The organism is Yersinia sp. 2542 StPb PI (genome assembly GCF_048593855.1).
Classification (GTDB): domain Bacteria; phylum Pseudomonadota; class Gammaproteobacteria; order Enterobacterales; family Enterobacteriaceae; genus Yersinia; species Yersinia enterocolitica_E.
Genome location: NZ_JAZGQA010000171.1, coordinates 1 through 8,968, shown reverse-complemented (window position 1 = coordinate 8,968; position 8,968 = coordinate 1). Strand labels below are relative to the sequence as shown.

Below are 8,968 nucleotides of genomic sequence, written 5' to 3'. Positions count from 1 at the left end.
GTAGTGGGGTATTAGTTGAGTCGCTATCAAGGGTAAAACCGCTGAAAGGCAGGGGTAAAAGATGATAACACCGTATGGACGTTTAATAGCAAGCTGCTGCTCTAAATCTAATGTTTCATCTGTGCAGCTTGCAAGGCTTTGACGCTTGTAAATGGATTAAACCCATTTGAATATCGCACTTTTGCACCGTGGATAGGGTAAATCTTCTCGTCTAGCTAAAGTGATTATGACTTTTCTTCAAGCTTTCAATTTTCATCAAAAAATCATAGATAGGTGAAAGACGGAGAAAGTCTTTACTCAACCGGTCAACCAGTTGGTTGGAAAATAATAAATCCATATCTCTGCGGTGGCTAATTAATGCCCACGACTTCTTGTTGTACCAGACCGCCAATGCCGGTGGTTGATCTTTAATCAAAGGGCGCTTGTAACTCTCTCCCTCAATCGAGAAATCGGGATAAATACAGTCAGCTATGGTGAGAAAATCAGCCGGAGCACGGAGCAGTTGTTGTCTGAAAAGATCCATTGTTTCTCGCGAGGCGCTGTAATACCCCAACCCATAACGCCACCAGTCTGGACCAAATTCGAAAAAGTAAGTTGGAGCATCCGTCCAATTTTTACGTGATCTTTTAAATGTTAACCAAATATTGCTGCGATAGAGTGACTTATCATGAGAAAAACGGGTATCGCGATTCATACGAGAAATTGTCTTGCCAATCGCCGGACGAACTTCAAACAGTTCATCAATAGTCAGCATATCTGAACTCAGGTCGGTAACCAGTTTTCGCACTGGCTGTAGTAGATGCTGATCATAGATATCGCGATGTTCCTCGAACCATTCTTTGTTATTGTTGTGAGCAATGTGCTGTAAGAATGTCAGCCCATGTTGAGTAAAACCGGTAAATTCACCCATAATATTCCTTTCTATATGCAGGGCGGACTAAGCCTCTGTTGCCAACCATCAATGTTTTCACGTGACATTCATCTATAAGCAGTACACCGAGGTATTCGTTAAGTTATGATACCGGATAACCGCGCTAGGACAATTTTTAATTAGTTCATCTATCAGGCTTTAATTTTATTAAAAGTACAGGGCAATTTTAGGGGCAAACTAATAGTGAAGTATATACTTCATTAATCCAGTGGCCCGCAAGCGCTGGATCCTTTCGGCTATTATCATATTCATTCGAGTGAACTGAGTGTTATTTGGCCACGGTCACGTCACTTATTACCAAGCATTCGCTTTATTGTTGATGAACTTATCGCTTTATCGAAGCTGAACGCCTTTAGATAATTGTCATCTTATCTTCCACACTTAGTTCATTTTGGGAGGGTATCAACTTTTTTAACGGCGCTATCATATCTCTCTTAGTGCAATGAAGATGAAAATTGTCGCGCTACCTGGCTGAATGGCGGCTGAGAGGATGTCGATATCGTTTAATTATAATTAATAGCTAAATAATTACTTTTGTAGGTAGGTACTGCTCATTAATTCCTCTATTGTTATTCTCTTCATCACCTCCGTCGCCAGTCAAGAATGTGACTAGTCACGTTATATCATCGTGTTGGCAGCGGCGCTGGCTATTGTCATATAACAAGGGATAAAGAATGAAATTAGAAACATTATCTATTCATGCAGGTTATTCACCGGACCCCACCACCAAAGCCGTTGCGGTACCTATTTACCAGACTTCCTCCTTTGCTTTTGACGATACCCAGCATGGTGCTGATCTGTTTGATTTAAAAGTCGCCGGCAATATTTACTCGCGCATCATGAACCCCACCAATGATGTCCTGGAGAAACGGGTTGCCGCTCTCGAAGGGGGGATTGCCGCTCTGGCCGTGGCTTCCGGTATGGCGGCGATTACTTATGCTATCCAAACCATTGCCGAAGTGGGGGATAATATTGTGTCGGTGGCCAAGTTGTACGGCGGGACTTACAATCTGCTGGCGCATACGTTACCGCGTTATGGGATAGAAACCCGGTTTGCCGATCATGATGATATCGCCGTATTGGAAGCCTTAATCGATGACCGAACTAAAGCAGTTTTCTGTGAATCGATTGGTAATCCTGCTGGGAATATTGTTGATTTGAAAAAATTGGCTGATGCGGCTCATCGCCATGGTGTGCCATTGATTGTCGATAATACCGTCGCAACACCAATCTTGTGTCGACCATTTGAACACGGTGCGGATATTGTGGTTCATTCATTGACCAAATATATCGGCGGTCATGGTTCCAGTATTGGCGGTATCGTGGTGGATTCGGGTAAGTTCCCTTGGACGCAATACCCTGAGCGTTTTGCTCAATTAAATACCCCTGATCCGTCATATCATGGCGTGACCTATACCGAGCAATTCGGCGCGGCTGCCTATATTGGCCGTTGCCGGGTGGTGCCATTGCGCAATACTGGCGCTGCGTTATCGCCGTTCAATGCTTTCCTGATTTTGCAGGGGCTGGAAACATTGGCTTTGCGCATGGAGCGTCATACTGAAAATGCGCTGAAAGTCGCGCACTATTTGCAAAACCATCCACAAGTCAGTTGGGTTAAATACGCAGGCTTACCTGATCATCCTGAGCATGAACTAGCCCAGCGCTATTTAGGTGGCAAACCGGCCTCGATATTGTCATTTGGTATTCATGGCGGCCAGGAGGCGGGCGGGCGTTTTATAGATGCGCTGAATTTGATCGTGCGCTTAGTGAATATTGGTGATGCCAAATCACTGGCTTGCCACCCAGCGTCAACCACCCACCGTCAGCTTAACGATGAAGAGCTGATCAAGGCGGGCGTACCACGGGATATGGTGCGTCTATCGATTGGTATTGAGCATATTGATGACATTCTCAATGATCTTGCTCAGGCACTGGATGCTGCCAAGTCTTAGTCCGGCATTATTATAAGTTCTAATGGAGAACGGCCGGTAACTTAAGGGGAACCGGCCGAGAGTATTTGAATAGATTTAACGTGTTGCTAGCGTTGCAGCAATGACATCTGCATAAGGCGTTGTCGGCCGGCCAATCAGTTTTCTCAATGTATGACTGTCATCAAACAGCCCTCCTTTAGCCGCGCCAGCATCAGAATCTGCTAATAGGCTGGCGAAAACATCAGGTAAACCGGCATCGAGCAATGCTTGCTTGAAATCTGCTTCAGACAAATCGTGGTACACCACAGCTTTACCTGACTGGCGGGCAATTTCTGCCGAGAATTCAGCCAGTGTATAGATATCGTCACCGGCTAATTCGTAAACTTTTCCTGCCTGGTTTTCCTGAGTTAGCACCACAGCGGCCGCTTCGGCATAGTCTTCACGTGCGGCAGAGGCGATACGCCCCTCAGCTACTGCGCCGATAAATGCGCCGTATGCCAGGGCTGGCGCGATACTTGCTGCATAGTTCTCGGTATACCAACCGTTACGCAATAACACCACGGGCAGACCTGATTCACGTAATAGTGCTTCGGTGGCCCGGTGTTCTTCGCCTAACCCCAGTGGGCTTTTATCCGCATGTAACAAACTGGTATATGCCAACAATTTAACCCCTGCACGCTTGGCCGCCGCAATCACGGCGCTATGTTGGGCAATACGCTGACCCACTTCACTCGATGAAATTAACAGTAGTTTATCAACACCTTGAAAGGCGGTATCCAGCGTGGCTGGCTGGCTATAGTCAGCTTTGCGGATTTGAACACCTAACGCCGCCAGCTCGTGGGCTTTGTCCGGGGTACGTACCGCAGCAATAATCTCACTGGCTGGCACTTTTTTAAGTAATGCATTGATAACAAGGCGGCCCAATTGGCCTGTGGCACCGGTTACTGCGATCATAATGACACTCCAGATTTGATGTTATGAGAAAGATGACAGACAGTTGGCAAAGAATAAAACCGCATGATTGGCCAGAAAGTTGCCCTTAAGTTCATCATATGCAATATACTAACTTTACGTAAGTACGCACCAAAAGGTTAGTATGAAAATAATAGAGCCGCAAAATTTGAGTCACACTGTTTCGTTTCCCGAACAAGTTCGGCGGGGTGAATTACTCAATGCTGATTGTCCCTCAAGAGAAGTGCTCAAGCGCGTAACCAGCCGTTGGGGGGTGTTAGTCTTGATTGCGTTAAGCAATGAGACTCTGCGTTTTAGTGCGTTGCGCAGAAAGATTGGCGGTGTTAGTGAAAAGATGCTGGCACAAACTCTGCAACACCTTGAAGAAGATGGTTTTGTTGAGCGTATTGCTTATCCGGTAGTACCACCTCATGTGGAATATAAATTAACGCCGTTGGGGAAGGAGATTCAGGAGCAGGTGGAAGGGCTGACTGTATGGCTTGAGGCCAATCTGCACCGCATTATGGCGCAACGACAACAGCGGGCAGAATTAACGACCAATACGTTGTAACAGCAGCCATGGCATCAACCATAGCTGCTGTTAGGATTTATCGCATAAAAGCATCACAGAGTTTTCAACGCTTCCACCGACTCGATAGCCATGGAGGCGATAAACTCGGTCACGCTATAATCGGCAACCGCATTAAACGGATCTTCGGCCAATATCTTATCCAGCTCTTCACGGGCAATACTTTTGGCCAAAATAATGCCACCGGTACGCGGCACTTTACGGCCTGATGCGATAAAAACACCTTGTGTATAGTACTTTTTCAACCACTCTTTATGACTTTCAGTGAGTGCTTCGACCACATCGATAGGTTGATGGTAAGTCAGACTGACAACAAACATGCGAAACTCCTTCAGGGCGAATGTCTAATTAAGATAACGCCTTGGCTGATGGCTGGCATCTTTAAAATGCATAATTATTAATTTTTATCTTAAGTTTTGGCCTTCATAGCTAAATTTGGCATATCCAAAGCCATAATCGTTATTTCACCTTTGCGCGCGGCAGCGTCTACCCTTAAAGCATCAGTTTCATCCCGCTAGATAAATAACGCAGAGGTAGCAATGGCTAAGATTACAGCATGGTTTATCGGTCTTCCCCTGTGGTGGTCAGCGCATTCAACCGCGAGCGATACCGTCCTGCATCAAGCGGATGGTGCGCATCTATTAGAAACTATCAATGCTATTGGTGGGTTGTATGGTATTGAGTTTATCCATCACGATGGTGCTTGAACCGCACGGTGATTGCACTAGATGGCGGGCAGAAAATAAAATCATCTGCCCGGATAAACATATTTAGCGGTAAGCGGCTAAAGCAGCTCGCATCCCCACACGTTTAATTGTTTGCAACTGTTCAGTAATGCTATTGGTGAGCTGCGGGATGTGATTGAGGTCTTGCCCCCAATGGGTGGTGTCGGCTAATACCAATTGCACCAATCCCTCCATCGGCAGTGAACCGGCGTCAACGTCGTGCCACAGGGAGGCGAAACAATTTAGCCAGTGGGCATCATCTTGTAATGCAAAACATTCATCGTCACGTTTTCCTCGATAAAACATCAGTAAGGCGGCAAAAGCAAAGGTGAGTCGTGGCGGTAACTGCCCGTTATTTTGCTGGCTGGAGAGCAACTGAGGCAAAATACGGGTACGGAATTTGGTCATGCTATTGAGGGCAATAGACAGCAGTTGGTGCTGAATAAACGGGTTACGAAAACGGCTCAACACGGCTTGAGCAAAGGTTTGTAGCTCATCCGCGGGTAAATCCAACACTGGAATGATCTCTTCGCTGATCAGTTGTGCGACGAATTGACTGATTTGCGGGTCGGCCATGGCCTCGCCGACTGTATTTAAACCGGCCAGAAATGCGACCGGCACCAATGCGGTATGGGCACCATTGAGAATTGCTACTTTGCGTTCTTTATAGGGCTTAATATCATCGACGATTCGAATGTTTAGTGGGTATTGATTCAGACGTAGTTCCTGCGCTAATGATTGCGGTCCTTGGATCACAAACAGGTAAAAGTATTCTGCGGTATCGAGGAATGCATCGTGATAACCCAGGTGGTTTTCCAGGGCCACAGCTTCATCGCGGGGATAGCCGGTCACGATACGATCGACCAATGTAGAGCAAAACGTATTGTGCTGTAATAACCATTGACTGAAACCTTCGCCTAAATTCCAGCACTGCGCATAGCGTAGGACTAACTCCAGCAATGCTTCGCCGTTATAATCGATCAACTCACATGGCAACAGCACCCACCCCTTATCGGCTGCCCCGGAAAAATGTTGAAAACGCTCAAACATGAGCCGCGTTAATTTCGCGGGATAACTGGCGGGAGGCGTATCACCAAACTTATCATCTTCCAGATAACTTATCCCAGCCTCCGTAGTATTGGAGAACACCCAACGAATATCTTCATTACGGGCGAGGGCGAGGTAGCTGTCAAAGTCCTGATAAATATTGATTTCGCGATTAACCGAGCGAATGATGCGCGCATCACTGACTTTCTCACCCTGTTCGTTTAAACCGCGAATAATCGTGGTGTATAAGCCATCCTGAGTATTAAGTGATGGGGGGAAATCACTGTTAATCGGGCGGACCACTACGACACCGGCATTAAGGTCGGTATGTTCATTTAGTCGGTCCAATTGCCAATCGACAAAGGCGCGCAAGAAGTTTCCTTCACCAAATTGAATCACTTTATCCGGGTGAGTACGGCCAGGAAAGTTTTCGCGGTTTAACGTTAGCATGGTGTTACATCCTTAAAATGAGTGAGATCAGAATTGAATAACGCCTTTGATAAGATCTTTATTCTTCACGACCTGCTGTTCATAAATATCTGCCAAGGTATTGAATTCAAAACGATGTGTCAGGATCATGTCCGCCGATAGTTTGCCAGCGGCCATTAATTTCCCCACTTTGTCAAAATCCTCAAAGGTGGCATTTCTGCTGCCCATCATGGTGGTCTCTTTCTTATGGAAGTCAGGATCAGGGAAACTGAGATCACCTTTGAATAAGCCCACAAATACAATGCTGCCCCCGTGACGGATAAAGTTGAGGGTGTTATTCATTGCTCGTTGGTTACCTGTGGCATCAATAACTTTTAATGGCAGCATGCCAGCAAATTGCTGGCGTAAATTCTGCTCAAATCCGGCATCGCTGGGATCTAATGCCCGGATATCCAACAGGTTTTCTACATGTTCACGGCGTTGTGCACTGGTGTCGGCCATCACTACATAGGCACCATCGGCTTGCGCAATGGCGGCCACACCCAAGCCAATTGGGCCAGCACCGACCACCAAAACATGCTCATCAGGGTGAACATCGGCACGGCGCACGGCATGGGCGCTGATGGCAAAAGGTTCAATCAATGCAGCCGAGACGGGGTCTACATCGTCGACCACCAATAAATTACTGACTGGGACGGATAAATACTCACTGAAACCCCCGTCTTGATGGACGCCAATAACAGAAATGTTTTCGCAGCAATTGGTTTTACCGCTGAGACAAGAATTACAGTGCTGGCAAGCAACATAAGGAATAACGGCAACGCGTTGCCCGGCATGCATATTATTGACGTTATCCCCCAGCGCTATTATTTCGCCACAAATTTCATGACCCAATACCCGTGGATAACTAAAGAACGGTTGATTACCTGCCCAGGCATGTATATCTGTGCCACAAATACCAACATTTAAAACCTTTATTAAGGCTTCATTAATTCTCGGTAACGGTTGAGTTCGTTTTTGATAAATAAGTTTGGTTGGTTCAAGGCAAACTAAAGTATTCATCGTGGTCATGATTATTCCTCCAAAAGGTGAGGTTTGATATTCATTAAAAATCACAACCAGGTTTAAATCGAATGTGATATTTGTGAGGGATGACGAATTATTCTGTTTTAAATTGGTTTTAAATGAATAAAAAACAGCTAAGGATAATCATGAGCAGAACACAAAATCTTCGTCACAATGTCATCAATCAGATGATCGACGCTATTGCCAAAGGGCATATTACATCACCACTTCCTTCTCAAGCTTCCCTGGCAGAAATGTACAGTATCAGCCGAACAACTGTGCGTAATACCCTGAGTCATTTAGATCACTGTGGCGTGTTGGAGAAGGTCGGCGACTACTACATTATTGTCAGAACACCCCAATCAGAGGACGGTTTTGATTGTATCAGTCAGTCACCAGACGCTCAGGCCGACGTATTTGAACGTGCTTTTTTTCAGATGATTAATCAACGTCAGCTTCGTGCAGGAGATTCCTTTTCAGAGTTACAACTTGCTCGTGCCGCCAATGTCAGCGCTGTGGTGGTTCGTGAGTTCTTACTGCGTTTTTGTCGTTATGACCTCATTGTTAATATCCGCCGTGGTCAGTGGAGCATGAAAAAATTTGATCAAAACTATGCTGAAAAGTTATTTGAGTTACGTGAAATGTTGGAAACGCATGCGCTAAATCGCTTTTTAAATCTTGCACATAGTGANGAGCGTTGGCTGCAAGCCAAAGAGCTATTGGCTCGCCATCGGCAATTGCGGGATACCATTGGCAGCAGCTATCGCATGTTTTCACAGTTAGATCGTGATTTTCATACCCTGATACTTTCTGCTGCTAATAACCCATTTTTTAATCAATCTCTGGAGATTATTTCAGTTATTTTCCACTTCCATTATCAATGGGATGAGAGCGATTTAAAGCAGCGCAATATCGTGGCGATAGAAGAGCATATGGCAATTTTAAGTGCGTTAATCTTTCGCAATGATCTGGATGCGGTGCGCGAGTTACGGCGTCATCTTGATACCGCTAAGCAATCAATGATTCGTTCGATCACGCAGTACAGCGAATGATTAACCACCTAGAGAGTATTGCTGAAAGCGCATGCTAAGATAAAAAACTGGATAAAAAACCGCATAAAAAACCATTAAGGACAGATAAAATCCAGCAAACTATTAATCATCTCACGTATTCATCACAAAGATATGCTGTATATAGAATGCCCACATTAACCTGAATTTCAGTTAACTTATCTCTCTATAGTTGACGCTGTAATAAGTCTGTTTTCTTGAGATTTTTATTTCCTAATCGATTCATATCG

At 45.4% G+C, this 8,968-nt stretch carries 9 protein-coding genes; 4 read left to right on the top strand and 5 right to left on the bottom strand.

The genetic code is table 11. The features are described from left to right. Nucleotides 1-211: 211 nt before the first annotated feature. Entirely contained in the window at nucleotides 212-910 is a 699-nt protein-coding gene (locus tag V1952_RS17160; protein WP_420075187.1) for a DUF2461 domain-containing protein, read from the bottom strand. Nucleotides 911-1,605: 695 nt separating this feature from the next. Here V1952_RS17160 and V1952_RS17155 point away from each other — a divergent pair. Continuing rightward, nucleotides 1,606-2,883, top strand: a complete 1,278-nt coding sequence (locus tag V1952_RS17155) for a bifunctional O-acetylhomoserine aminocarboxypropyltransferase/cysteine synthase (protein WP_420075186.1) — start codon at nucleotides 1,606-1,608, stop codon at nucleotides 2,881-2,883. A 75-nt stretch (nucleotides 2,884-2,958) separates the two neighbouring features. Here V1952_RS17155 and V1952_RS17150 read toward each other — a convergent pair whose 3' ends face one another. After that, nucleotides 2,959-3,816, bottom strand: coding sequence for an SDR family oxidoreductase (locus V1952_RS17150; protein WP_420075185.1), 858 nt, complete (start codon nucleotides 3,814-3,816; stop codon nucleotides 2,959-2,961). A 142-nt stretch (nucleotides 3,817-3,958) separates the two neighbouring features. Here V1952_RS17150 and V1952_RS17145 point away from each other — a divergent pair, with 142 nt between their 5' ends. After that, complete coding sequence (locus tag V1952_RS17145) at nucleotides 3,959-4,384, top strand: winged helix-turn-helix transcriptional regulator (RefSeq protein ID WP_372559234.1); 426 nt, start codon at nucleotides 3,959-3,961, stop codon at nucleotides 4,382-4,384. 53 nt (nucleotides 4,385-4,437) lie between these two features. On the opposite strand, the gene V1952_RS17140 is transcribed toward V1952_RS17145, so the two are convergent. Then, nucleotides 4,438-4,722, bottom strand: a complete 285-nt coding sequence (locus V1952_RS17140) for a YciI family protein (RefSeq protein WP_083158564.1) — start codon at nucleotides 4,720-4,722, stop codon at nucleotides 4,438-4,440. Nucleotides 4,723-4,941: 219 nt separating this feature from the next. On the opposite strand from V1952_RS17140, the gene V1952_RS17135 reads away from it, so the two are divergent. Beyond that, on the top strand, nucleotides 4,942-5,109 hold the full coding sequence (locus V1952_RS17135; protein WP_372559233.1) for a hypothetical protein: 168 nt from the start codon (nucleotides 4,942-4,944) through the stop codon (nucleotides 5,107-5,109). Nucleotides 5,110-5,172: 63 nt separating this feature from the next. Here the strand turns inward: V1952_RS17135 and V1952_RS17130 are convergent, their stop codons facing one another. Together V1952_RS17130 and V1952_RS17125 are read right to left on the bottom strand one after the other, a co-directional pair. Next, a complete protein-coding gene (locus V1952_RS17130; RefSeq protein ID WP_420075184.1) occupies nucleotides 5,173-6,624 on the bottom strand; it encodes a tagaturonate reductase in 1,452 nt (483 codons plus the stop codon). Between the two features lie 27 nt (nucleotides 6,625-6,651). Then, nucleotides 6,652-7,674, bottom strand: a complete 1,023-nt coding sequence (locus tag V1952_RS17125) for a zinc-binding alcohol dehydrogenase family protein (RefSeq protein ID WP_420075183.1) — start codon at nucleotides 7,672-7,674, stop codon at nucleotides 6,652-6,654. A gap of 140 nt (nucleotides 7,675-7,814) precedes the next feature. Here V1952_RS17125 and V1952_RS17120 point away from each other — a divergent pair, with 140 nt between their 5' ends. Beyond that, the gene (locus V1952_RS17120; RefSeq protein ID WP_420075182.1) at nucleotides 7,815-8,720 is read left to right on the top strand and encodes an FCD domain-containing protein; all 906 of its coding nucleotides are present in this window, start codon (nucleotides 7,815-7,817) and stop codon (nucleotides 8,718-8,720) included. The last annotated feature ends 248 nt before the right edge of the window (nucleotides 8,721-8,968 follow it).

Bases quoted from the DNA above. Each gene is read 5' to 3' on its own strand.
- V1952_RS17160 (WP_420075187.1), bottom strand. From the start codon at position 910: ATGGGTGAATTTACCGGTTTTACTCAACATGGGCTGACATTCTTACAG.
- V1952_RS17140 (WP_083158564.1), bottom strand. From the start codon at position 4,722: ATGTTTGTTGTCAGTCTGACTTACCATCAACCTATCGATGTGGTCGAA.
- V1952_RS17125 (WP_420075183.1), bottom strand. From the start codon at position 7,674: ATGACCACGATGAATACTTTAGTTTGCCTTGAACCAACCAAACTTATT.
- V1952_RS17135 (WP_372559233.1), top strand. From the start codon at position 4,942: ATGGCTAAGATTACAGCATGGTTTATCGGTCTTCCCCTGTGGTGGTCA.
- V1952_RS17145 (WP_372559234.1), top strand. From the start codon at position 3,959: ATGAAAATAATAGAGCCGCAAAATTTGAGTCACACTGTTTCGTTTCCC.
- V1952_RS17150 (WP_420075185.1), bottom strand. From the start codon at position 3,816: ATGATCGCAGTAACCGGTGCCACAGGCCAATTGGGCCGCCTTGTTATC.
- V1952_RS17155 (WP_420075186.1), top strand. From the start codon at position 1,606: ATGAAATTAGAAACATTATCTATTCATGCAGGTTATTCACCGGACCCC.
- V1952_RS17130 (WP_420075184.1), bottom strand. From the start codon at position 6,624: ATGCTAACGTTAAACCGCGAAAACTTTCCTGGCCGTACTCACCCGGAT.